General features: G+C 67.3%; 21 protein-coding genes. 7 read left to right on the top strand and 14 right to left on the bottom strand.

Going from position 1 to position 24,196, the window contains the following annotated elements; all coding sequences use genetic code 11:
• Positions 1–44 precede the first annotated feature (44 nt).
• The 3 genes from ABTW65_RS18835 to ABTW65_RS18825 all read left to right on the top strand — a co-directional run bounded on the left by ABTW65_RS18835 (position 45) and on the right by ABTW65_RS18825 (position 3,132).
• Positions 45–1,652: a DHA2 family efflux MFS transporter permease subunit gene (locus tag ABTW65_RS18835; protein WP_350662818.1), complete on the top strand. Its 1,608-nt coding sequence runs from the start codon at positions 45–47 to the stop codon at positions 1,650–1,652.
• A 56-nt stretch (positions 1,653–1,708) separates the two neighbouring features.
• The gene (locus ABTW65_RS18830; protein ID WP_350662815.1) at positions 1,709–2,485 is read left to right on the top strand and encodes an endo alpha-1,4 polygalactosaminidase; all 777 of its coding nucleotides are present in this window, start codon (positions 1,709–1,711) and stop codon (positions 2,483–2,485) included.
• Positions 2,486–2,589: 104 nt separating this feature from the next.
• Complete coding sequence (locus ABTW65_RS18825) at positions 2,590–3,132, top strand: hypothetical protein (RefSeq protein WP_350662813.1); 543 nt, start codon at positions 2,590–2,592, stop codon at positions 3,130–3,132.
• Between the two features lie 81 nt (positions 3,133–3,213).
• Here ABTW65_RS18825 and ABTW65_RS18820 read toward each other — a convergent pair whose 3' ends face one another.
• The 5 genes from ABTW65_RS18820 to ABTW65_RS18800 form a co-directional block, all read right to left on the bottom strand.
• Positions 3,214–3,582, bottom strand: coding sequence for a DUF3592 domain-containing protein (locus tag ABTW65_RS18820; RefSeq protein ID WP_350662812.1), 369 nt, complete (start codon positions 3,580–3,582; stop codon positions 3,214–3,216).
• An 8-nt stretch (positions 3,583–3,590) separates the two neighbouring features.
• On the bottom strand, positions 3,591–4,076 hold the full coding sequence (locus ABTW65_RS18815) for a hypothetical protein (RefSeq protein ID WP_350662810.1): 486 nt from the start codon (positions 4,074–4,076) through the stop codon (positions 3,591–3,593).
• Positions 4,073–5,686 (bottom strand): hypothetical protein, encoded by a 1,614-nt coding sequence (locus tag ABTW65_RS18810; RefSeq protein ID WP_350662808.1) that lies wholly within the window; start codon positions 5,684–5,686, stop codon positions 4,073–4,075. The genes ABTW65_RS18815 and ABTW65_RS18810 overlap by 4 nt, the downstream gene beginning before the upstream one ends.
• Positions 5,686–6,135 (bottom strand): hypothetical protein, encoded by a 450-nt coding sequence (locus ABTW65_RS18805; protein ID WP_350662806.1) that lies wholly within the window; start codon positions 6,133–6,135, stop codon positions 5,686–5,688. Before ABTW65_RS18805 ends, ABTW65_RS18810 begins: the two co-directional genes overlap by 1 nt.
• A 477-nt stretch (positions 6,136–6,612) precedes the next feature.
• Positions 6,613–7,956 carry a hypothetical protein gene (locus tag ABTW65_RS18800; RefSeq protein ID WP_350662804.1) on the bottom strand — a complete coding sequence of 448 codons (1,344 nt, stop codon included), beginning with the start codon at positions 7,954–7,956 and terminating at the stop codon, positions 6,613–6,615.
• Between the two features lie 137 nt (positions 7,957–8,093).
• Here ABTW65_RS18800 and ABTW65_RS18795 point away from each other — a divergent pair, with 137 nt between their 5' ends.
• Positions 8,094–8,702, top strand: a complete 609-nt coding sequence (locus tag ABTW65_RS18795; RefSeq protein WP_350662802.1) for a hypothetical protein — start codon at positions 8,094–8,096, stop codon at positions 8,700–8,702.
• Positions 8,703–8,717: 15 nt separating this feature from the next.
• Here the strand turns inward: ABTW65_RS18795 and ABTW65_RS18790 are convergent, their stop codons facing one another.
• The 3 genes from ABTW65_RS18790 to ABTW65_RS18780 all read right to left on the bottom strand — a co-directional run bounded on the left by ABTW65_RS18790 (position 8,718) and on the right by ABTW65_RS18780 (position 10,748).
• Positions 8,718–9,098, bottom strand: a complete 381-nt coding sequence (locus tag ABTW65_RS18790) for a hypothetical protein (RefSeq protein ID WP_350662800.1) — start codon at positions 9,096–9,098, stop codon at positions 8,718–8,720.
• A 68-nt stretch (positions 9,099–9,166) separates the two neighbouring features.
• Positions 9,167–10,456 carry a cytochrome P450 gene (locus ABTW65_RS18785; protein WP_350662798.1) on the bottom strand — a complete coding sequence of 430 codons (1,290 nt, stop codon included), beginning with the start codon at positions 10,454–10,456 and terminating at the stop codon, positions 9,167–9,169.
• Positions 10,443–10,748, bottom strand: a complete 306-nt coding sequence (locus ABTW65_RS18780) for a hypothetical protein (protein WP_350662797.1) — start codon at positions 10,746–10,748, stop codon at positions 10,443–10,445. The genes ABTW65_RS18785 and ABTW65_RS18780 overlap by 14 nt, the downstream gene beginning before the upstream one ends.
• Positions 10,749–10,912: 164 nt before the next feature.
• Between ABTW65_RS18780 and ABTW65_RS18775 the strand changes: the two genes are divergently transcribed.
• Positions 10,913–12,115, top strand: coding sequence for a sensor histidine kinase (locus ABTW65_RS18775; protein ID WP_350662795.1), 1,203 nt, complete (start codon positions 10,913–10,915; stop codon positions 12,113–12,115).
• On the top strand, positions 12,112–12,804 hold the full coding sequence (locus ABTW65_RS18770; protein ID WP_350662793.1) for a response regulator transcription factor: 693 nt from the start codon (positions 12,112–12,114) through the stop codon (positions 12,802–12,804). Before ABTW65_RS18775 ends, ABTW65_RS18770 begins: the two co-directional genes overlap by 4 nt.
• Positions 12,805–12,813: 9 nt before the next feature.
• On the opposite strand, the gene ABTW65_RS18765 is transcribed toward ABTW65_RS18770, so the two are convergent.
• From ABTW65_RS18765 to ABTW65_RS18750, 4 genes are all read right to left on the bottom strand, one after another.
• Entirely contained in the window at positions 12,814–14,898 is a 2,085-nt protein-coding gene (locus ABTW65_RS18765) for a RecQ family ATP-dependent DNA helicase (protein WP_350662791.1), read from the bottom strand.
• Positions 14,899–15,028: 130 nt separating this feature from the next.
• Positions 15,029–16,666, bottom strand: a complete 1,638-nt coding sequence (locus ABTW65_RS18760) for an ABC-F family ATP-binding cassette domain-containing protein (RefSeq protein ID WP_350662789.1) — start codon at positions 16,664–16,666, stop codon at positions 15,029–15,031.
• A gap of 562 nt (positions 16,667–17,228) precedes the next feature.
• Positions 17,229–18,914, bottom strand: coding sequence for a M4 family metallopeptidase (locus ABTW65_RS18755; RefSeq protein ID WP_350662787.1), 1,686 nt, complete (start codon positions 18,912–18,914; stop codon positions 17,229–17,231).
• A 162-nt stretch (positions 18,915–19,076) separates the two neighbouring features.
• Complete coding sequence (locus ABTW65_RS18750) at positions 19,077–21,029, bottom strand: M13 family metallopeptidase (protein WP_350662785.1); 1,953 nt, start codon at positions 21,027–21,029, stop codon at positions 19,077–19,079.
• A 199-nt stretch (positions 21,030–21,228) separates the two neighbouring features.
• On the opposite strand from ABTW65_RS18750, the gene ABTW65_RS18745 reads away from it, so the two are divergent.
• The gene (locus tag ABTW65_RS18745; protein ID WP_350662783.1) at positions 21,229–22,161 is read left to right on the top strand and encodes a DUF559 domain-containing protein; all 933 of its coding nucleotides are present in this window, start codon (positions 21,229–21,231) and stop codon (positions 22,159–22,161) included.
• 108 nt (positions 22,162–22,269) lie between these two features.
• Here ABTW65_RS18745 and ABTW65_RS18740 read toward each other — a convergent pair whose 3' ends face one another.
• Positions 22,270–23,490 (bottom strand): M15 family metallopeptidase, encoded by a 1,221-nt coding sequence (locus tag ABTW65_RS18740; protein WP_350662781.1) that lies wholly within the window; start codon positions 23,488–23,490, stop codon positions 22,270–22,272.
• Positions 23,491–23,551: 61 nt separating this feature from the next.
• The gene (locus ABTW65_RS18735; protein ID WP_350662779.1) at positions 23,552–24,124 is read right to left on the bottom strand and encodes a TetR/AcrR family transcriptional regulator; all 573 of its coding nucleotides are present in this window, start codon (positions 24,122–24,124) and stop codon (positions 23,552–23,554) included.
• Between the last annotated feature and the right edge of the window lie 72 nt (positions 24,125–24,196).

The following is a 24,196-nucleotide window of genomic DNA, read 5'->3' as shown; positions in this document are numbered from 1 at the left end:
TAATGGCTAGGGGACCTATCAACCCACACGTAGGCTGTCAACCTGTGACAGACATTTCTGCCAAGCCTGAGAAGGCGCCCGACGACCACCTCGACAAGAGCGTGCTCATCGTCGCAGGCGTCGTCGTACTCGGATCGATCATGTCGATCCTCGACATCACCGTTGTCTCCGTCGCGCTGGAGACCTTCCAGCGCGAGTTCGACGCCACCTCTGCCGAGGTCGCCTGGACGATGACCGGCTACACCCTCGCCCTGGCGACGGTGATCCCGCTGACCGGTTGGGCCGCCGACCGGTTCGGCACCAAACGCCTCTACATGACCGCGATCGTGCTCTTCGCGCTCGGCTCCGCGCTGTGCGCGCTGGCCACCACGCTGCCGATGCTGGTCGGCTTCCGGGTGCTCCAGGGCCTCGGCGGCGGCATGCTGATGCCGCTCGGCATGACGATCCTGACCCGTGCCGCCGGCCCCGAGCGGGTCGGTCGCGTGATGGCGATCCTGGGCGTACCCATGCTCCTCGGCCCGATCCTCGGCCCCATCATCGGTGGCGCGCTGATCGACTCGGCCTCGTGGCACTGGATCTTCCTGATCAACATCCCGATCGGCGTCGTCGCCCTGGTGTACGCCTGGCGCGCGCTGCCCAAGGACCACGTCGAGCCGTCGCAGTCCTTCGACTTCCTCGGCATGGTGCTGCTGTCCCCGGGTCTGGCGCTGTTCCTCTACGGCGTCTCCTCGATCCCCGAGGCCGGCACGCTGCTGGACACCAAGGTGCTCTCCTTCATGGTCGTGGGCCTGGTGCTGATCGCCGCGTTCATCCCGTGGGCGCTGTCGTCTCGCAACGACCACCCGCTGATCGACATCCGTCTCTTCGGCAACAAGGAGCTCACCGTCGCGGTGATCACCCTGTCGATCTTCGCGATGGCGTTCTTCGGTGCCTCGCTGCTCTTCCCGCTCTACTACCAGCAGGTACGCGGCGAGGACGCCCTCCACGCCGGCCTGCTGCTGGCTCCGCAGGGTCTGGGCGCGATGGTCACGATGCCGATCGCCGGCATGCTCGCGGACCGCACCGGCCCGGGCAAGGTCGTCCTCAGCGGTCTCACCACGATCGCAGTGGGCATGTTCATGTTCTCGCGCCTCGACGAGGCCACGCCCTACTGGTACCTCCTCCTGTCGCTGTTCATCATGGGCCTCGGCATGGGCGCGACGATGATGCCGACCTTCGCCGCCGCCCAGGCGACGCTGCGCGAGCACACCATCGCCCGAGGTACGACTCTGGTGAACATCGTCCAGCAGGTTGCCGCCTCCGCCGGCACCGCGCTCTTCTCGGTGCTGCTCACCAACGCCTTGGCCAGCAAGGACTCGATCTCCGCCGCGGATGACCTCGCCGACAAGCTCGGCGTCTCGGCCGGCGGTCTGGAGAAGTTCATGGCCGACCCAGCCAACCAGCAGAAGGTCGGCGAGGCTGCCGCTTCGCTGGGTCTCGACCCGGCCAAGCTGCCCGACGTCTTCAAGGCCATCCCGGCCGAGATGGCCGAGGCGTTCTCGACCACCTTCGTGATCGCCGCGATCCTGGTGCTGGTCACGCTCATCCCCGCGTGGTTCCTGCCCAAGAGCAAGGCCGAGCACGGAGCCGCCGCTCCGACGGTCCTCCACTGATCCGCTCACGTAAGCGGGGCCGGGCTGCCATCGGCATCCCGGCCCTCGCTGCTCTCGTGGGGTTGTTCGCCCTGGTCGGCTGCGGCTCCCCTTCGACTGCCCTCCCACCAACCGAAGGCGCCTTCGACTACCAGCTCGGAGCTACTGCCGATCAGCTGCCCGACGGCACGCCTCTCGACGTAGTGGTACGCGACGCCACCGCCGCTCCTCTCGAGGACGCCTACAACGTCTGCTACGTCAACGGCTTCCAGACCCAGCCCGGCTCCGACTGGTCGGATCACCGGTCGGCACTGCTGCGCGACGCCTCCGGCGATCCCGTACGCGACCCCGACTGGCCCGACGAGATCATCCTCGACCCCTCCACCGAGTCTGCTCGCGCTGCGATCCTCGAGGTGGTCGAGCCGGTCATCGAAGGCTGCGCGGACGACGGCTTCGACGCCGTCGAGATCGACAACCTCGACACATGGACCCGCTTCGACGCGATCTCGAAGGACGGCGCCCTCGCCCTGGCCTCGGCATATGTCACGGCCGCGCACGACCTCGGTCTAGCGATCGCCCAGAAGAACGCCGCCGAAGCCGCCCGCCTCGCCCACGACGACCTAGGCTTCGACTTCGCCGTCGTCGAAGAGTGCGGCGCCTACTCCGAATGCGCCGCCTACACCGACGTCTACGGCGACCACGTCCTCCAGATCGAATACCCCGACTCGTTGGCCGACGCCGATCTCGCCTTCGAAGCCGTCTGCGCCGATCCCGCCCGTGCCCCGCTCACCATCGTCCGCGACCGCGACCTTGTAGGACAGGACGACTCCGCGTACGCCTACGCCGCCTGCTGACCGCAGCAAGGATGCGCGCCGTCCGTTCACGGGGCGTGCCCAAGCGGAAGTCCGCCGAACGTGAAACGATACCCATGTTCGCGACGTTAACTCGAGGAGACGTCATGTCAGATCAGCAACGCTTCGACCAAGCACAGGCGACAAGCACCCGGTCGTCAGTCGATGTACCCGAGCGACCGCTGACCATCAGGCTGGCAGTCGCTGGCATGTGTATCGGCGCCGCATTGGCAGCGCTCGGCGTCATCGTCGCCTACGTCGAGAAGATCGCTGCGAACCAGGTCATCTATGCGGACTACGGAGACAACGAGGTCCTCATGGACCGGCTCGTGCAGACAGGTGTATGGCAAACGGTCGGCATTTCCGCCGCGCTTGCAATCGCTGAGATCGCGTTGTGGCTCACAATGGCGGTCGCGAACTGGCACGGCAAGAACTGGGCAAGGCTGGTCGCGACATCTCTCGGAATCGTTGGGTTCCTGTTCGGCGTCGGCGACCTCGTGACGTCGCTCATCTATGAACCAGTGATTGTTGCGTCCGTTGCCCACAGCATCGTGACGCAGTTGGTCTCGGTAGCAGTCCTCGTCCTGCTATGGCTGCCGAAATCATCTTATTATTACCGGTCTCAGGTTTCCGAAACGGATCGCCCATAGCGACGGTGCAGGTGTCGTCTGCAATCCAGGTATGGCCGTGCCCAACTAGAGTTTGAGGGACCCGGAGACCGATTGGTGCCCTCAGAGCTCCGGCTTCGTCTTGAGGCCCTCGTGCGGGTTCGTCGGACCGTCAGACCCGCAGTTGGTCTTGGTCTGTGCATGCTGCGCGGGATCATCAGGGTCGACGCAGACAATAAAGGTGCTCCCCACGTCCATACTACGGCTCTGAATAGAAGTACTGCTATAAAATATCTCGCCGTCGTATACGTACTTGTACACGACGTTGTACGCGCTTCCCGTATCCAGCAGTTCAAGGACCTCTGCGCTTTGGGCTTCGGTGAGATGACTCGTGTCCGGACCCTCACGAGTGAACAGGAACCAAACCACTCCTATAAAAAGGGCGATCATCGCAACAAACAGCCCAACTGCGCCCAGAATCCACTTCTGCATTAACTTCCCTAACCAGCAAGTCGAAGGCTCGATGCCACCGACGAGGCTTGTTCGTGGCCGGCCTGTGTATCCGGCACCAGGACGTGAAGGAAATAGGTCCGCTCGTACGTCGCGGCCGCCGTGACGAGGTTGCGGACAGGAACACCCTCGCGGATACCGTCAACATGCGCGACGAACGCAGCCCTCGCACCAGCGACAATAGCGATCTCAGTCCGAACAGTTTCATCCTCGCACGGCACAATCGGCTTGCTGATCCGTTCGACCTCGGCGAGCAGTCGATGACGGACGCCCGTAGTTGACTCTTCGCCGTCGCAGCGTGCCACTAGGAGCAGGCTGAACAGACTGCGTCCGTCTCCGATCCATTGCCACATCTCCCCGTACGTGCCTTGGGTGTGGCTCGGCGGTCTGAGCGGAGCAGTAAGAGCGGCGTGTCCGACATTGATGGTTGCTGCCGCCGGCCACAGCTTCATCGGCCCCGAGGCATCCGCAGTCATCGCTTGGCCACACTGTCGTCCGCGGCCGGTCGCGTGGTGTCTGGGTCGAAGCTCACAAACTCGTTGGTGTTCGGCGGGCGCATCCAGGTGTGCTGCGAGGATGTTCGTTCGACGCCGCCTTCGATCGAACTGATGTCCTGGTCGTTAGTAGTCACAGTGGTGGCTCGCACGACGACTGACCCATGGTCCATGGCGATTTCTGTGGCCCGGGACATGTCACCTTTCCCCAGCGCCTCGTTCATTTCGTGCCACATGACGTTGTCGTTGTCCATCTTGAGTTCGACGTCACCGCCGCCACCGGATCCCACGCCGGGCAGGTTCAGACCAAACTTGTTGTTCGCCATCTCACCTGTCAGTGCGCCCTTCAGAGTGATCTCCTTTGGCGTGCCCTGCTTGTCGGTCTTTACCTCGCCAGAGAAGTCCGCGGACCCTCCGCTCTTGGCCCCCGAATCGCCAACTGCGACGTTGGCGTTCAGCGATGCCTCAACCTTGATCCCGAACTCGCCACCGTCCTTCTTTCCGTCGTACCAACCCTCGGCACGCCCGCTGCTGCCGCCGTCTGCATACGGGGTTTCGAAGCCGATCTCGCCCTTGCCATATACGCCTACCTTGGCGCTGGTCACATCATGCTCGTTGATGTACGCCAGGATTGCTGCTTGGCGGGCGCCTTGACCGCCTAGGAGCCCCTTCACCGCAGCATCATCGAGACCGTCCAGGAACTTCTCTGCTTCCTCCTGAGACTTGAACGTGAGCTCGTACTCGGTGAACGCGCCGGCACCAATCTTTCCTTCTACTTCTTTGCCGTCCTCCCCGAGACCGAGGCCAACCGCAGTTTTCAATGACATCTTCACGTCGCCGTTCTGCATCACGCTGTACTGGGCCTCCCCACCGAAGTCGAGGTTGATCGCCTTGTAGATCGGGATACCCACCTCGAGTTGAGCCATCATCGTGTCAATAGCGATCTCGTTGCCGAACTTCTCGGCGATCTCTTGCGGGGTCATACCGTCGAGCGACGGCGGCAACTGTGATGCGGAAGCTTCCTGAAGGCTCCCCGAGCCACCCCGAGTCTCATTGGTCGCGACATCCGCCATCGACTTTGCCAGTCCGACATCGGCGGTCTCGGCTCGCTTGATCGCCTTCTCGATGAGGCCGACGAAATCTGCTTTCCGGAGTTGTTGTTCCGCCATCTCCTCCTCATAGAGACGTTGATCTTCCTGGAAATGAGAAGTCGGCCGCATCGGATTTTTTGGCGGCTCAAGGTGGGGTGGCTCGACCTCGCCCGTTTGATGATTCACCTTGTAGCCCTCCCCAGACGCCTGGTCTAGGACGGTGTGCAGATCGTTCTGCGCACCCTCGATCTCCTTGCCCGCCTCCTTCGCAGCGAGGGCAAGATCGGAGAGTTGAGCAGCAAGGTCGTTGAGAAGCAGCCGCTTGTCCTCGTACGCTTTCAACGCGTCATCTCGGGCGGGCGCAACCCACGACTCGGGCGGCTTCGCATCGTTGATCTCGTCTTGAAGCCTGACCACGATCGTTCGCTTGTCGTAGAAGTACTCCGCCAAACTGTCGATGACACTTGGCTTCCAAGCCAACACTTCAGCGATGGTCACCATCAGAGGTCACGACCGCTCATACGCCGGTCGAGGTTTGCACTGCGCTCACTGGGTGGCGCGCTCGGGTCGATAACTGCCGGACCGCGGCTCACCGTGATCTCGGACGGGCCATTCCCGAACCCGTGACCGATGACCGACTCCTGCCTTCGGCCCTCGTCGGCGCTTTGCTGGTCCGCGGTCACATACTCCCTTGTCGCCTTCCGCAGGGCCTCGCCCTGTCCGGTTGCCCCGTCGCACCAGACCTTGAACCGACCGTTGAGACCAACCACAAGTGGGTTCACCTGCTGGGGCGCAGCACCGCCCTGCAGGGCGGTCGAAATCTCCGAAACTCGGTCTGCGGGGTTTGCGTTCTCGACCTGATCTCTAGCCTCGTCCCATGCCGCCGCCGCCGATCTCATGTCCGACGGCGTCACCTTGATTGTCGCTGCCGGATTGCTGTCGATCAGCACGGCTTGCTCCGCGGTGTGACGCCGAGAGCTTCAGAGCCGACAACTTCCATCCCGTTGCCAGCCTTCTCTAGAACCTTCGCACCCGCTTGGACGCTCACCAGCGACCACCAGAGTCACCGGTCGGCTCAACCAACTCCGATACGAACGTTGTCTTGGTCTTGGTGCGCATAGAACCCCCGAGATTTAGCCGCCTTGACACTTGGGTCTTACCCCGCTCCCGAAAGTCTAAACGTAAAATTTCGACATTGTCAGCGTCAGATTGTCACCCGGACGAGGATGTGCGGCCGCCATGGCCAAGCGGCAGGAGCCAGCTCAGGCGGGACGGTTCCGGACCCACCCGAGCCGTCCTCTTGTCCGTAGCGCGACTCGTCGCCGATGTCGACGCGTTCGCCCGGTCGTGCTGCCCAGGGGCGCCGCAGGCCTGTGATGGCATCCGCGACGGGATACTCGCAGCACCGCGTCAGCGGTCTCTGCGTATCAGTTGCGGCCGCTCTTGTCGTCGCCGGTCTCATCAACCTGCGACGTGTTCGGGACCCAGCCGCGGGATGCGCCGGGGTCCAGGACGTCGCTTGCGGTCTCGGTCCAGTCGTCGGTGTAGTCGGCTTCCCACTCTTGGTTCTGGCTGCCGTTCTGGTCCCGCTTCTTGGCACCGCGACCACCCGCTGCGCCGGCTCCGCCACGGCCACCCGCACCGCCCCGGCCGCCGGCGCCACGTCCTCCGGCCCCGGTGCCGCGCGCACCGGCTCCGGTGCCACGAGCACCAGCGCCACGAGCGCCTGCACCAGCGCCGGCTCCCGCGCGGGCACCGGCAGTGCCGGCCCTGGCTGCTGCGGACCGGGCAGCGGCTGACCTCGACGTTGCGCCGGCGGCTGCTGCCTTCGCGGACGCGCCAGCGGAGAGCTTGCTGGCGATCGCCTTGGCCACGCCAGCACCGAGCAGGGCTCCGCCGCCGGCGATCGCGAGGGCGGACATGCCGCCCGTTCCGCCAGCAAGCGGCGCTAGGCCGTCAGCGGTCTCGACCATCGCGTATGACGTCGAGGGCGCCGGGGTGCCATCGGCGTTGATCCACTCGGTGCCGTTCCACTCGGGCTTGTTCTCGGCCTTGTGCGCCTCGATGTTGGCCTTCTCCTGAGCGATCAGCTCGTGGCCCCACCCGTCGGGGTAAAGGGTGCCGGAGTTGTACTTCGCCATGCGGGCCTCTGCGGCCGCTACCTGACTCGCCGACCCGGGGGAACCCGAACTGCCGGCAGGAACCGGATCAGAACCGCTGCCATCGTCATAGAGAGCCCGGACCTTCGGCTCAGCATCGTCAACCGAAGTGTCGACGTCCTGCACCTGCTGCGCAGCGGCCCGCTCCGCATCGGCGATCGCAGCCTCCCGCGCGGCGTGGGCGGCACGATCAGCCTGGAGGGCCTTCTGGTTCTCCGTCGCCTGAACTGCGTCTACTCCTGTCCCAGACTGGGCGTACTTCGGATCGGATGCACTCGGCGCGGCACCATGGGTCGCAGGCAGGGTTGCCTCGAGCCTGGCGTACTCGCGCATCGCGGTGGTGATCTTTGCTCGTACGTCCTGCATCGCCTCGACGGCTGCTTTGATCACTTCGCTCTTGTCAGTCGTCTTGTTGCCCGAAGCCTCCATGTTGCGACGAGCGGCTTGACCTGACATCGACGCCGCCGAGAAACCGTCCTCTGCAGCCTTCCCGCTCTGGACGAGCACCGATCCAGACGTGCGGAACTGGCGCTCCGCCTCTCTCCAACTATCGATCAGCATGTCGATCGTGGACGGGTCCGCTCCGGAGACGTAGGTCCGAAGACGTTCCATCCATGGGCCTCGTGTTGACACGCGCTTTCCTCCCCGAGCGTTCGAGACAAGGGGCCCGATCGCCCCGCGATCCCATTAGACAACACATCCGACCAGGTCGTCACCGTCGTTCATCAGTTGCCCTAGAGTGCGGTCACATGAGGACGTCTCGGGCGATCGCGATCGCCGCTCTGACCCTGGTCACCGCGACTGGTATCGCCGGGTGCGGAAATGACACGCCCATCACAGAGCCGACCACTGACGTATCGGGGTCGGCGACGACAGAGCCGTCCGGGTCAAGCGGTCCGGAGGTTCCGGCTGATTGGCAGGTCGCATCGGTAGAGGTAGCGCAACTGCAGGTTCCCGCGAACTGGAACATCAGGTCCAGCGGTGATCTTTCGTTGAGCATGCGTGCGCCGGAGGATGCCATCGGCATCTCGCCTGGCGCAGCAATCTTCCAGGGCGGTGTACATGCGGGCGACGGAGACGACGAAGCGGCTGTTGACGCTCTTGCGGCCCTTGAGGGGAAGGCCCTGGCAGATGACGTTCAGAATCTGAAGCGCCTGCCGAATGAGGCGATCAACGGGTCGACCTTCTATCACTTCCAAGGCGACACCGGACACGAGTGGGAGGATCACTACGGAACAGTGGTTCCCGGCGGCGATCACAGCGTGACAGTCACCTGGCGATTCACGAAGTCGGACATCGACCGCAAGGGCGCCGAGGCTCTGATCGCCGAGATCATGCCGACATACAAGGCTCTTTGAGCCAGGCTGATCTCGTCAGATCATCGGGATCTTCCCACCGAATTCCTTGCTGAAGATCACGAGCGGGTTGCTCATCACGGCCAGTGCCTCAGCCATCTTCTTCGCGACGATGGCTGCGCCCTCGTCCGTCGCAGCAATGTCGTGGATGGCGTCGTCGACGGCGCTGGCGTACTTCTCCAGACCCTCGACGGTCTCCTTCTTCGCCTTGCCGATGTTCTCGTGACCCTTGATCACCGCGTTGGCGAGCCACTCGCCCTTGGCTGAACCACCGAACGCGCTCGCTGCCGGGGCGCGCCCGAGGTCGAGGCTCTGAACCAGACCCTTCTGCTCCTCGAGGTCCCGATGGACCTTGTTCAGATTGTCGTAGTCAACGGTGAGCTCGTCGCCGTTACCCATGGTCCGCCCTCCCGAGGCTTCCGTACGCACCCCCGGCGGGTGCCTCAGTAGGAGTAGTACACCACGGCTCACAGGGCGACGGGCAGGGACGCGTAGCCGCGGAGGATGCGGGTGGGGCGGCGTACGGCTTGGCCTGTGACGTGCAGGTCGGGGAAGCGCTCGAACAGCATGCGGAGGCCTACGCGGGTCTCGAGGCGGGCGAGGCTGGCGCCTAGGCAGAAGTGGGCGCCGGCAGAGAAGGAGAGGTGCTGGTCGGCGTTGGGGCGGGTGATGTCGTACGTGTCGGGGTCCTCGAACACCGACGGGTCGCGGTTGGCGCCGCCGAGGACGACGGCGACAGCGGTGCCCTTGGCGACGTCCACGCCCGCGACGCTCGTGGCGACATAGGACTCGCGGACGGTGGCCATGACGGGCGGGTCCCAGCGCAGGGTCTCCTCGATGACGCCGTCGATCAGGGACGGATCGTCGAGGAGAAGCGCGCGCTGGGACGGGTGGGCGTCCAAGGCTGCGACCACGTTGCCGAGCAGGTTGACGGTGGTCTCGAAGCCGGCGGCCAGGAGCAGGAGACCGAGGGCGTGGAGCTCGATGTCGTCGAGGTCGCCTGCGATCACGAGCGCGCTGAGGAGATCGTCGCCGGGGTCGGAGCGGAGGCGGCGTACGTGGTCCTCGAACCAGTGGTGCAGGGACCTCATCGCGGTCTCGACCTGGGAGTAGTCGCGCCACGACAACCCCGGATCGAGGATGGCGGCGGCCTGGTCGCCCCAACGCAGGATGTCGGCACGATCCGCGGCGGGCACCCCCAACAGCTCGGCGATGACGGCGATCGGGAGCTTCGCGGCGTACTCCTCGATGAGGTCGACCGGCCCCTCGCGCGGGTCGATCTCGTCGAGCAGGTCGCCGGCGACCGCGGTGACCATCTCCGCCATCGAGCTGATTCGGCGGGCGGTGAACGCCTTCGAGACGTGCTTGCGGTAGCGGGTGTGCAGCGGTGGGTCGACGGCGAGCATCGACGGCGGGTCGACCGGCCCCAGGGCGTCCGGCGCGCTCACCTTGCCGAGCAGCCACCGCAGCGGGACGGGCAGCTCGCCCTGGCCGTCGCCGACGCCGAAGTCGCTGCTGCGCAGGATCTCGTTGGCGGCGGCGTACGACACCGTGCCGGCCATGAACGGGTTGATGTGGATCGGGCCGCGCGCTCGCAGGCGGCCGTAGTCCGGTACGTCCCGCGACCACATCAGCTCGGCGAGCGGGTCGCCGCGCCTCGACGCGAAGCTCAGCACCGCTCGGTTGATGCCCTGGGAGAGAGCCCAACGGGCGTACGACCTCGACCGATCGATCGGTGACAGCTCAGGCCGAGGCATCGGCCAGCTCCTCGCGGAACTCGTGGGTGCCGATCCGGCCCATCAGCGGGGCCAGGTCGGCCAGCAGGTCGGCGAAGGTCGCCTCGTACTCCTCCTGCGACAGCGTCGGATCGAGCTGCGCCTGGAACCGGATCCGCCACCGGTGCCGGAGGGCCTGAGCCAGACGCTCCTGGGTGCCGAAGGCCTCGGCGTAGGCCGGTGACCACGGCAGGCGGCGGGCGAAGCCGGATCGCAGCTCCGCCTCTGCCTCGTTCAGCAGCCGGTAGCGCTCATGGGTCTGCGTCCACGTCATGGTCCTCACCGTCTCCGTTGTCGTCGGGATGGTTCGACGCTACGGATCGGCGACGCCTCGGCGCATCGGCCGCTGGCAGGCACCTGCGTTCCTACCGTGGTAGGAGAGCGGTCGCATGCCGTGGTCGGATGCGACGCGGCGTCTGCGTTTCTAGACTGAACGGCATGAGTGTCCAGGACTCGGCTCGCGATGTGCGTGACTTCCTGGAACGGCGCTGCCGCAGCAAGGGTCTCGACATCCCCTGGTGGGCGCCGCTGCTGTCGGCCTTCGGGCTCCTCGCGATGGTCACCGTGGCGGTGCTCCAGCGCGAGGCGGCCGGCGACATGGTCGTCGCGGGGTTGGTCATCGTCGTCCCGTCGCTGAGCATCTTCTTCATCCCGAACACCGGCGAGTGGCTCAAGAACCACATGTGGGCCGTCGACCTCGTGCCGACCCTGGCCGGGTCGGCCTGGCTGATGTCGCAACCCGCCTCCGCGTTCTGGCCGCAGCACGACTTCGCACCCGCGGTGCTGGTCCCGCTGACTCTCGAGATGGTCGTCCGGGAGGGTTTCCGGACCGGGACCCTCTATGCGATCGCCTCAGCCGTGGTGATGGGGATCTTCGCCTCCGACACACCAAGCGGCGTGGGGGTCCACTTCCTGCTGCTCTTCGTCGGCTGGATCCTCGGCCTGTTGATACTCGCCCAGATGCGGGCGCTGCGCGCCGAACGGCAGGCGCGGTCGCAGGAGCACGCGCGAGCGACCGAGGCCGAGCGCATCCGGATCGCCCGCGAGATCCATGACCTGGTGGGGCACTCGCTGTCGATCACCCTGCTGCATCTGACCGCGGCACGGCGCTCTGTCGCCGAAGGCGACGAGCCGGACGAGGCGGTGTCCGCGCTCACCGAGGCAGAGGCCGTCGGGCGCCGGGCGATGGCCGAGATCCGGCGTACGATCGGGGCGCTGTCCACCACCGGCGCCGGCACCGCGCCGCTCCCGGGCGCCGCGGACGTGGTCCGGCTCGTGGAGGAGGGCCGCAGCGCGGGGCAGGCGATCACGTTCTCGTCCTCCGGCGACCTCTCCCGCATCGACGCCGGGGTCGGGCTTGGCATCTACCGGATCCTGCAGGAGTCGCTCGCCAACGCAATCCGGCACGCTCCCGGCGCACCGGTCTCGGTCTCGTTGGCGGTCGCCGACGGCGTACGTCTCTCCGTGCAGAACCCGCTCGTCGGCACGCGTCGCGGGGTCGGCGAGGGGTCCGGACTGGCCGGCATGGCGGCCCGCGCCGAGCAGCTCCGCGGCCGGTTGTCGGCGGGGGCCGAGGAGTCGATGTGGAAGGTTGACCTGGTGATCCCGTCGCACTGTCTCGTACGCAAGGCCCTCGCATGACGCCGGTCAACCCCGCCGCCAGCAACACAGCATCGCCGATCCGGGTGGTCGTGGTCGACGACCAGGAGCTCGTACGCAGCGGCCTGCGCCGCATCCTGCGACGGCGCGACGGGCTGGAGATCGTCGCCGAGTGCGGCGACGGCTCGGAGGTGGTCGCGGCTCTCGAGGCCAACCCGGCCGATGTCGTGGTCATGGATCTCCGGATGCGGCAGGTCGACGGGATCACCGCCACCGGCCTGGTGCGGGCGCTTCCGTCGGCGCCACCTGTGCTGGTGCTGACCACGTTCGACGAGGACGAGCTCGTCTCCGGCGCCCTCCGTGCCGGCGCCGCCGGCTTCATCCTCAAGGACTCGCCCGCCGAGGAGCTGGTCATGGCCGTACGCTCCGTCGCACTCGGCGACGCCTGGCTCGACCCCGCCATCACCGGTCGCGTCCTGGCCACCTACCGCTCCGCCGTCGCGCCCGCGTCGAGCGCCGTCGAGGTCTCCGAGCTCACTGACCGCGAGCTCGAGGTCCTCCGCGGCCTCGCCTCCGGCTGGACCAACTCCGAGATCGCCGAGCGGCTCGTCATCTCCGAGCTCACCGTCAAGTCCCACATCGGCCGCATCTTCGCCAAGCTCGACCTCCGCGACCGCGCCGCCGCCATCGTCTTCGCCTACGACCACGGCATCGTCCGGCCGGCGACCTGAGGGGCGGCCCTACGTCGTCGTCGCCAGCACCAACGGACTCACCGAGCCGGCGCCGGCATCGAGGAGGGCTCGGGCGGCGAGGGTGACGGTCCAGCCGGTGGCGATGCGGTCGTCGATGAGGAGTACGTCGGCGCCGGGCGGCACATCCGCTTGGAGTGAGAAGCGGCGGCCGATGGCGGCGACGCGCTGGGCAGAGTTGGAGGCACCCTGGCCGGGAGCGACGTCGGGGTCGACGATTGCCCACGAGCCGAAGACGGGGACGCGGAGATAGCGCGAGAGCCCTTCGGCGAAGTCGCGGGTCAGGGTGGGCCGGGTGGCCGACTCGACGTAGACGATGCCGCCGACGCGAGGACGCCAGTCGCCCAGGACCTCAACGACGGCCTTCACCAGCGGCACCGGGACCGGGCCGTCCTGCGCGGGTTCGCGGAAGAGGTCGCGCAACGCCTGGCCGTAGCCGAGGTCGGTCAGGCGAGCGACTGCGCGCCCCTCGAGCGGACCGTCCTTGATCTTGCCCTTGAGCGAGATGCCGAGCCGGTCGAGGCCGGTGGGCCACATCTTCTTCGGCTCCACGACCACCCCGGGACGCGACAGCCGGGCCGAGGCCTCCTCGACCGCTCCCTCGGACACCGAGGACGTCACCGCGAAGCCACCGCAGTTGTCGCACCGACCGCAGTCGACGGCACCGGGATCGTCTAGCTGCTCGCGCAGGAACCGCATCCGGCACTGGTCGGTCGAGATGTAGGCGAGCATCGCGTCCTGCTCGCGGCGCCGGGCCTCGGCGACCCGCGCATACCGCTCCGCGTCGTAGTCCCACGGGACACCGGTCGCCTCCCAGCCACCACCGACCCGGCGGGCGGCGCCGTCGACGTCGAGCACCTTGAGCATCTGCTCCAGGCGTGACCGCGACAGATCGACGTACGTCTCCAAGGCCTGTGTCGACAGGGCCCGGCCCGCCTCCGACAGAACCCCCAGGGTCTGGCGCACCTGCTCTTCACGAGGGAACGCCAACGAGGCGAAGTAGGCCCAGATGTCTCGGTCCTCGATGCCCGGGAGCAGCACGACGGAGGCGTCGGAGGTGCCACGCCCGGCACGGCCGACCTGCTGGTAGTAGGAGACGGGCGAGGAGGGCGCGCCCATGTTGACCACGAACCCGAGAGTCGCGTCGAAGCCCATCCCGAGCGCCGAGGTCGCCACCAGCGCCTTGACCTTCCCGGCGGCCAGCGACTCCTCCAGCTCGGCCCGCTCGGCCGCCTCCGTGCGCCCCGAGTAGGCGGCCACGTCATGACCGCGCGAGCGCAGATAGTCGGCGATCTCCTCGGTCGCGGCCACGGTCAGGCAGTAGACGATGCCCGACCCGGGCTGCTCGGAGAGGTGGTCGGAGAGCCAGGCCAGCCGCTGCTCGGGGGTCTTCAAAGTGACCACCCCGAGCCGCAGCGACTCCCGGTCCAGCGAGCCGCGCAGCACCAGGACGCCCTCGCCCATCTGCTCGGCAACGTCCGAGGTCACCCGAGAGTTGGCGGTCGCGGTGGTCGCGAGCACCGGGATCCCGTCGGGGAGGTCGGCCAGCAGCGTACGGATCCGGCGGTAGTCGGGCCGGAAGTCATGCCCCCAGTCGGAGATGCAGTGGGCTTCGTCGACCACCAGCAGGCCACATTCGGCAGCCAGCCGAGGCAGCACCGCATCGCGGAACTTCGGGTTGTTGAGCCGCTCGGGGGAGACCAGCAGGACATCCACCTCACCGGCGTGGATGGCCTCCTCGATCGAGACCCAGTCCTCGGGGTTGGTCGAGTTGATCGTCACCGCCCGGATCCCGGCCCGCTGCGCCGCCGCGATCTGGTTGCGCATCAGCGCGAGCAGCGGCGAGACGATCACGGTCGGCCCGAGACCGGCCTCCCGGAGCAGCAGGGTCGCCACGAAGTAGACCGCCGACTTCCCCCAACCGGTCTTCTGTACGACCAGTGCCCGGCGACGCTCGACGGCGAGCGCCGAGATCGCCGACCACTGGTCCTCCCGCAGCGTGGCGTCATCCCGGCCCACGAGGGCCTGCAAATGCGCCTCGGCACGGGCACGTACGTCGGTGGCCGGATCAGTCATGCCCACAGGTCTATCAGGCACCTCCGACATCCGAGCCCTGCTCGGCGCTTGCGCCGAGCAAACGGGAGGAGGTCGAGCGAGCGCAGCGGGTGAGCCTGCGAACCCGCGAAGCGGGTCGAGACCCAGTCACCTACGAGTCGGCATCACCCAGCGCCAATCTTGGCCAGTCGGCGAGGTCATCCAGCATCTGCCGGTCGTGCGTGGCCACCACCACCGCGGCGGGCGTCGCGCGCAACGCCACCGTCAGCTCGTCGACCAGCCCGGCCGAGAGATGGTTGGTGGGCTCGTCCAGGATCAGCAGCTGCGGGAGCGAAGCCAGCCGCAGCGCCAGCTCGAGCCGCCGCTGCTGGCCTTGGGACAGCAGCGACGCAGGCGTACGCCGCGCCTCGGCGTCGACCAGTCCGGTCGACCGGAGCGAGGGGATCGCCCGCTCCGGTACCACCCCGGCGGCGACCACCTGCCCACAGTGCTGGGAGTAGACCTCCGCCGCCGTCAAACCAGGCGTCCACTCGGGCTCCTCCTGACCGACCAGCTCGACCCGCGCCCCCGACGATGTCCACACCGACCCCTCGGACGGCGGAAGTACGCCGCCCAGCATCTGCAGCAACGTCGACTTGCCCGCTCCGTTCGGACCGGTGACGACGAGCCGCTCGCCGCCGTCGAGGGCGAACGAGACGGGTCCGGACAGCCGTCCGGGCACGCGTACGCCTTCACATCGCAGCAGCGTGCCCCCGGCATCCGAAGAGAGCACCGGAAACCGCAACGACATCGGCGGCTCCGGCACGGAGATGCGGTGCGCCTCGAGCGCCGCGAGGTCGCGGTTGAAGGAGCGCACCAGACCGGGCGCCCTGGTCTGTCGCTGGTGCTTCCCGGTGCCCTTCGGCGGGCGCCAGCCGGTGCTCAGCCGATCCCGCGCTGCCGAGACCGAGTCCTGCAGCCGCCGGTGCTCCTCCTGCTGAGCCGCGTAGTCCTGCTCCCAGCGCTCCCGGTCGCGCCGCCGGGCGTCCTGCCAGCCCTGGTAGCCACCGGCGTACGTCGTGGGCCGGCCGTCCTCGCTCGGGTCCAGGTCGAGGAACTCCTCGCCGACCTCGCGCAGCAGCGCGCGGTCGTGGGAGACGAGCACGACGCCGCCGGCATAGGCCCGGACCCGCTCGGTCAGGAATGCCAGCCCCGACGCGTCCAGGTGGTTGGTCGGCTCATCGAGCACGAGGAGGTCGTGGTGCGCGCCCAGCAGGCAGGCCAGCCGCACCCGGTAGCGCTGACCGACCGACAGCGTCGCCAGCTCCCGTCCGTGATCGGTGCACGCACCGAGCGCCTCCAGGGCGATCTGGACCCGGCGATCGGCGTCCCAGGCGTCCAGCGTGGTCGCGCGCTCCAGCGCCGCGGCGTACGTCCCGCCGGAGTCCGACGGGTCGTCCGACAAGGCCGCGGCCGCCTCGTCAAGGGCACGGATGGCGGAGTGCGACTCGGCCAACGCAGCGGAGGTGAGAGTGCCGACGGTGTCCCCAGGACGTACGTCCAGGGCTTGCTGCGCGATCCCCAGACTGCCGTGCCGCTGAACTCGGCCGGAGTCGGGATCGAGCAGTCCGGCGAGGACGTGGAGCAGCGTGGTCTTGCCCCGGCCGTTCTCGCCGACGATGGCCAACCGGGACCGGTTGGCGGCGGAGACGGTCAGAGAGACGCCACGCAGGACGGGGCGACCGCCGCGGGTGACGGAGATGTCCTCGGCGCGCAGATGGGCAGAGGTGTGGTGGGTCTGTACAGACACGAAAGTGAACTTCCAGCTCGCGAACGGGAGCCGGGAAAGCGAGAGCAGCTACCCGGCTAGGAGGCAGCTGAACGATCGCGCCGTCGCGAGCGTCGCGAGGCGAGTGCGCCGGCAAGGCACCAGCGCGAAGGCAGGCTGGACGCCTGTTGAGCGCTGGCAACGCCGCCGGCGTGCCGCATCGCGGCGCGCAGCAGGCGGGATCGTTCGGCTGTCTCCGTAGGGCCGGACAGCGGCGTGAGTATGCCTCGCAGCGCCGCCGTCAGACGACGGGGCGCAGGCGCATGAAGGCGATACCGGGGTACATGCCTCCAGGGTAGACAGCGGCGACCCGTCCAAGCGAACCGTTATTCACCCGAGCACAAAAGCAACGCCGAGCCGGCGCTGTTGGTCCTCCCCCACGGGGACCCGCAGAACCGGCCCGGCGTCTCCAGTATGCGTCCAATCGCCGCACCGGCATAACCACACGCCCGAATTCGTACTTTAGTTACCCAAAGCGGTCGACGGCGCCGCCTCCGATAGGAAAACGACGCCGTCGGACGACTCTGTTGTCAGTGTGGCGAGATCAGCTCACCGAGACCGCGGTCCATGCCGCCTCGACAGCAGTGACCTCGGCGCTGGAGGCGCCGTAGAGGTCCGAGGCCGCCTTCACGGTGGCGTCGCGAGCGCCCGCGTAGTCGGTGGTCGAGGTGAAGTAGGTCGAGTTGGCCCGGAACCAGATCTTCTCGGCCTTGTCGCGACCGATGCCGGTGATCGTCGAGCCGTCACACGTCGTGCTCGAGTGCTCGACCCCACCGATCGTCTTCGTGCCCGAGCCCTCGGAGAGCAGGTAGAAGAAGTGGTTGCCGACACCGCTGGAGTAGTGGACGTCGAGGTCACCGGTCGAGGACGACCAGCAGTTGACCGAGTTGCCGTCGAAGGACGGGTTGTCCATCCGGCGCAGCGGGTCGCCACCGTCGAGGATGAACGACTCGCCGATCAGGTAGTCGCCCTGGTCCTCGGCGTTGTCGGCGTAGAACTCGACCGCCGTGCCGAAGATGTCCGAGGTCGACTCGTTGAGCCCACCGGACTCGCCGGAGTACTCCAGGCCCGAGGTGTTCTCGGTGACACCGTGCGTCATCTCGTGGCCCGCGACGTCGAGCGAGACCAGCGGTCCGTAGCCGACGCCGTCGCCGTCGCCGTACGTCATCTTCTCGCCGTCCCAGAAGGCGTTGACGTAGTTCTTGCCGTAGTGGACCCGGTTGTGGGAGCCCGAGCCGTCGCCGAAGATGCCGTCGCGGGCGTGGACGTTCTTGAAGTAGTCCCAGGTGACGTTGGTGCCGTACTGCGCGTCGGCCGCCGCGGTCGCCCGGTCGTCGTTGGAGCCGTTGCCGAAGGTCGTGGTCGGGCTGGTGACCACCGTCCCGGCCGCGCACCCGAACCCGAGGAGCTGGCACAGCAGGGTGTCCTCGGCGTTGTTCATGTCGGTCGTGTAGGTGCCGCCACGGGTCTCGTCACGCAGCTCGTACGTCGAGCCGTTCTGCTTCACCTGCAGCGGGATGGTGCCGGAGTAGAGGGTGTTGCCCTCGCCGTCGATGGTGTGGATGCCCTCGACCCGGCGCAGCACCTTGCCGCTCTCCGCGTCGACGTAGGTCGCGAGGCGCGAGGGGGTGCCGTCGGCCTGCTTGCCCTTGGTGGTCACCCGCCAGGCCAGCGTCGGGGTGCCGTCGACCGCGTCGACGACGAGCTCGGGCGCATACTTCTTGTCGGCCTGGAGCTTGGTGATCGTCTTGGTGACGGCGTCCAGGGTCAGCGCGGCCTTGGTGGCCGCCGTCTCGGTGATGGCCGGCTTGACCGAGAGGTCGAGCACCTTGTTCAGCCCCTGGGAGACCGAGGTCAGGGTGCCGGCCTTGCTCTGGTGGGCGACCAGGTCGCCGCCGACGACCTCGAGGCCCTCGTACGTCCGGTTCATCCGGACGTGGGTGGCACCGCTCGCGTCCTTCAGGGTCACCACCGGCTCGAGCTCCTGGCCCGCGCCGACCTTCCAGGTCGACGGCTTGCTCGTCAGGGCGCTGATGGCCTTGTCTGCGATCGACTCGTCGTCGATGACCTGCTGGGCTGCCAGGCCCGTCTGCGTGATGCTCGTCGGGGTGATTGCGGCGGCGGAACCGGCAGGGGTGGCGCCGGCTGGGCTTCCGAAGGAGGCGATGAAAGCAGTTCCTGCAACAGCGGCAGCGGTGGTTGCGCCCGCCGCTCGAACGAATCTACGCATGGGGGTACTCCTCGAGATCAGGACCAGGATGGGACCGGATCCTGCCACCCGAATCGGGTGCGCGACCGAACAATTTCCTGCAATGCAGCTTTATGAAGTGGTCGCCCCGCGTAACTCGTTTACGTCGTTATCAAGAATTAACCAAACGCACCCGGGGGCATATCACCAGATGCGCACTCGGTCCTCCGGATCGAGCCACAGTCCATCACCAGGAGCGGTGCCGAAAACCTCGTGGAACTCGTCCAGGTTCCGCGCGATGTTGGCACGGAACTCGGGCGGGCTGTGCGGGTCGATCGTGAGGTACTGCTGCGCCTGCTCCTTGCGTCGCACCGTACGCCATACATAGGCCCAGTTGAGGAAGAGCCGCTGCCGGTCACCGACGCCCGCGGAACCGTCGGTCGCGAGCATGTAGGCGGTGTGCGCGATCGTCAGGCCGCCCAGGTCGCCGATGTTCTCCCCGACGGTCAGCGCACCGTTGACGAACTCACCCGGCAGGTCGCGCGGCGTGAGCCCCGAGTACTGCGCGATCAGCGCCTTGGTCTTCACCTCGAAGGCTGCCTTGTCCTCCGGCGACCACCAGTCCTGCATGTTGCCGTCGCCGTCGAACTGCGCGCCCTGGTCGTCGAAGCCGTGCCCGACCTCGTGACCGATGACCGCACCGATGCCGCCGTAGTTCTCCGCCGGGTGTGCGTCCTTGTCGAAGAACGGGCGCTGGAGGATGCCGGCCGGGAAGCAGATCTCGTTGGTGCCGGGGTTGTAGTAGGCGTTGACCGTCTGCGGCAGCATGAACCACTCGTCGCGGTCCACCGGGCTGCCGAGCTTGCCGAGCTGCCGGTCGGTCTCGAAGACCGAGGCCGCCGAGACGTTGCCGATCAGGTCGTCCTTGGAGATGGTCAGCGCCGAGTAGTCGCGCCACTTCGACGGGTAGCCGATCTTCGGCGTGAACTTGTCGAGCTTCTCGTACGCCTTCTCCTTGGTCTCCTCGCCCATCCAGTCGAGCTCGGAGATCGACTTGCGGTAGGCCTCGAGGAGGTTGTGGACCAACTCGTCCATCTGCGCCTTCGCCTCAGGCGGGAAGTGACGCGCGGCGTACTCCTTGCCGACCGCCTCCCCGATCGCGCCCTCGACGATCGCGACCCCGCGCTTCCAGCGCTCGCGCAGCTCAGGGGTGCCGTTGAGGGTGCGCCCGTAGAAGTCGAAGTTGGTCTCGACGAAGTCGTCGGTCAGGTAGGGCGCCGCCCAGCGCAGCACGTGGAAGTAGAGCCACGACTTCCAGTCGTCGATGTCGACCTCGCCGAGCACGGTCGAGAGGTGGGCGAAGAACGACGGCTGCCGCACGACCACCTCCCCGAGCACCGCCTCGGTGGTCAGCTTCGAGCCGGAGAGGTTGCGGATGTACGCATCCCAGTTGAAGTTGGGGGCGAGCTCGCGCAGCTCGGCGAGGGTCAGCAGGTTGTAGGTCTTCTGCTTGTCGCGGGTTTCCTCGCGCGCCCAGTGGCCCTCGGCCAGGCGGGTGTCGATCCGGATGATCGTCTCGGCGGCCGCACGCGGGTCGGGGTGCTCGGCGAGCTCGTAGAGGCGGGTCAGGTAGTCGGCGTACTTCCCCAGCACCTCGGCGAACTTCTCGTCGAAGTAGTAGTCCTTGTCGGGCAGCCCGAGGCCGCCCTGGAGCAGGTTGAAGATGTAGCGGTCGGACTGCTTGTCGTCGTTGTCGACGTAGGACCCGAACAGCCCGTGACCGCCGATCCGCTCGACCTCGCCCAGGAACGCCGCCAGGTCGTCCGCGTCGCGGAGCCCGTCCACGGCGGCCCTCAGACCGTCAAGAGGACGTACGCCGCGCGCGGCCACCCCCTCTACGTCCATGAAGCTCGCGAAGAGGTCGCCGATCTTCTGGGCGTCGCTGCCTGGCTCGCCGCCGGAGGCCGCAAGCTCCTCGATGATCGCGCGTACGTCCTTCTCGGCCTGGTCGGCGAGCATCACGAACGGCCCCCAGCTGGACCGGTCGGACGGAATCTCGACCTCCCGGAGCCAGGTGCCGTTGACGAACCCGAACAGGTCGTCCTGCGGCCGAATGCTGTCGTCCATGCCCGGGCGGGCGTCATCGAGGATCGTCACGCCCCCCAGCGTAGATGCGAGGTCCCAAGCAGGTCAGCAACAACCCCACACATGTGGGGAAGTGGCACGGCCTTGGGCACGGTTGGACGTGAGAACCCCGCACGTGTGGGGTTCTTGATCTCCCACCTGAACATCGCGTTATCCACAGGGCTGTGGATAACGCGTCGCGGGTTCGGCTGAGGTGTCGCATCGTTGCGCCATGACTGTTGACCAGGACTCAGCGGTGGCGTTCGACCCCACCCGGCCGTTCCTCCGCGCATCGGCGGTTGCGACGGGGATCGGGAAGGAGCTGCGTACGCCGGCCTACAAGCGACTCCTGCACGGCATCTACGTCTCCGCCTCGGTCGAGGTGACGCCGACGCTCATCGCCGAGGCCGCGCTGCTGCCGTTCGGCGAGAAGGCGTGGGCCAGCCACGCCACGGCCGCGCGAGTGCTCGGCCTGCCGATCCCGGCGCTCCCCGGCGAACATGTGACCGTCGTCGAGCGCCAGCGCCGCCGTGGTCGCAAGGACGTCACCTGCCATCTGACGAAGAAGGGTTGGGTCCAGCTGGTCCGCGGCGTACGGGTGTCGGCTCCGAAGCAGGTCTTCGTGGAGCTCGCCACCACCTTGACGCTGGTCGATCTCGTCGTTGTCGGCGACCACATGGTTCGCAAGGGGATGCTCGAGCTGGACGACCTGAGGAGGTTCTGCGCCGATGCTTCCGGCCCTGGCGCTGCGCTCGCACGGACGGCCGCAGGCTACGTACGCAACGGGGTCGACTCCCCGATGGAGACCCGGTTGCGTCTGCTGATCGTCCTGGCCGGGCTTCCGGAACCCGAGGTCAACCTGCTCGTCGGAAACGAGCTCGAGCGCCGCAAGTACGACCTCTCCTATCGACGGTCGAAGACGATCATCGAGTACGACGGTCGTCAGCACGTGGAACGGATCGAGCAGTGGGAAGCCGATCTCGAGCGGCGCGAGGCCATCGACGACGACCAATGGCGCATCCTGGTCTTCGTCGCCAAGGACATCTACAGGTCGCCGGGGCGGACTCTGGAGCGGATTCACCGCGTACTGCTACTCAGCGGCGAACCAGGTGTGCCGAAGTCGCTCTCCGACGCCTGGCAAGCACACTTCCCCGGTTGGACCTGACACCACGATGCAAGATCCGCGCATGTGCGGGGTTCTCACCGAGGAGACGCGGCCGGGCGACGCAAGAATCCCGCATGCGCGCGGAAGTTGCGTTGCCCGCGGAGTGGATCAGCCCGGTTTGACGATGCGGTTCATCTCGAAGTGCATGGGGTCGGTCCACTTCCAGTTGCCGCCCCAGGTGAAGCCCCAGCGCTCGAAGATGGCGACGACGGTGCGGTCCATCTCGCCGACGGTGCCGCGCTGGTTGCCGGCGGTGTTGAGGTCGACGGCGGTGCCGAAGGCGTGGTTGGAGAGCTGGGTGGTGTTGGCGATGAAGCGGGGGTAGTAGCAGCCGGCGTACTGCGACGGATTGATCTTCCTGGCCAGGCCGCGGTCGACGACCTCCTGCAGGGCGGCGCGCAGCTGCGGGATCATCACCTTGTTGCAGGTCACCGAGCCGAGGATCGGCACTTGGGCGGTGACGATGTGGGAGCTGACCCAGCTCGAGGCCGGGGTGATGGTGCCGTCGCCGTTGGCCCGATAGGTGTAGTTGCCGACGGCTTCGGCGACGGTGCCGACGACGTACGCCTTCTGCGGAGCGTTGGGGTCGAGGCCCGCGCGGGCGACGACGTCGAGGCGCTGGACCGAGGCGTCGGAGCCGACGACCTTCTGGATCGGCTCGACGACCCGGTTGGGGGCGATGGCGGCGGTGGAGACGATGAGCGCGTTGCCCTTCTCCATGCCCATCTCCTCGCCCCACTTGTGGTTGACGACGGCGGCGGCGAGGCCCGGCGGCTGGGGAGCGTAGGCGCCGACGTGGACCGAGGTGGCGTCCTTCTTGGAGCCCAGCCTCACGAACCCGTCCTTGTCGGCCGGGAGTTCGTCCTGGCGCTCGGGGTCGATCGCCACCTCACCGCCGGCGACGCGCTGCCAGACCTCGTCGGAGTCGGCGCTCTGGAAGGGGGCGAAGTTGCGGTAGGTCGACGGGTCGACGGCGACCACCTTGACCAGCCGTCCCTCGACGCTGACCTGGGCCATCGAGATCTGCTCGACGCCGGAGACCCCGTCGAGACCGCGGATCTTCTTGACGTCGCCGGAGGAGAGGGTGTCTTCGGAGAGGATCAGCAGGTCGGTGGAGTGCAGCGTGCCCTCGCGCTTGCCGGGGATGTCGACGGCGTGCGACGGGTCGGCGACCGGACTCTCGTCCTTCGCGGCGCCGCTGGCGCTCGGACTGCCGCTGCCGCTGCCGCTCGGCGAGGCCGGCTTCGACGGCTCACCCGCACAGGCGGCCAGGGTCACCACGAGCACCACGCCGATTGCCGCAGCCGCTCTCCACGAGACCTTACGCATCCATCTACCTCCCCGCAGGAAGGTTAGGCGAGGCCTGGTAAGCACCCAACTCGCTGGTAACTCAGCCGTTCAGGACCCGCGAGATCAGCCAGGCGATGTCGTCGGCGGTCTCGTCGGGTGACTTGGTGGGCTGCATGACGTGGCTGAGGACCACGCGCACGGTCATCTCGATGGCGGTGTCCGCCTGGTCGTCGGTCAGCCCGTGCTCGAACTTCTCGACGTGCTCGTGGATGAGCTCGGTCGCATAGCCCAGCAGTCCCTCGCTGTGGCTGGTGAGGTAGGGCAGCAGCTCGGTGTCGGCACCGTGGGTCGCCGAGACGACCGCATGCAGCAGCTTGTTGTCCTGGGCGCGGTCGAGGACGCCGTACGTCGCCTGGCGGATCGCCCGGATGAAGTCGTCCTCCTGGTCGAAGGCCGTGCTCACGACCGCGAGGAACTGCTCCAGCTCACGCAGGATCAGCGACTTCGCCAGGGCCGGCTTGGCGCCGATGTCGTTGTAGACCGTCTGCCGGCTGACTCCGCACCGCTGGGCGATGCGGGACATCGTCACGCTCGCCCACCCGGTCTCGGTGGTCATCTCGACGGCGGCATCGAGGATCCGCTGTCGGGTGGTTTCAGGTACGCCGGCCGCCATGAAGGCAAAGTCTACGGCTTCGCTTCCGCGTGGATGACGGCGCAGGTGAACCCGGCCACATTGTTTTGCACC

This window comes from Nocardioides sp. NPDC127503 (genome assembly GCF_040302165.1).
Lineage (GTDB): Bacteria > Actinomycetota > Actinomycetes > Propionibacteriales > Nocardioidaceae > Nocardioides.
The sequence above is the reverse complement of the archived record's forward strand: the minus strand, read 5'-3'. Positions and strand labels throughout refer to the sequence as shown.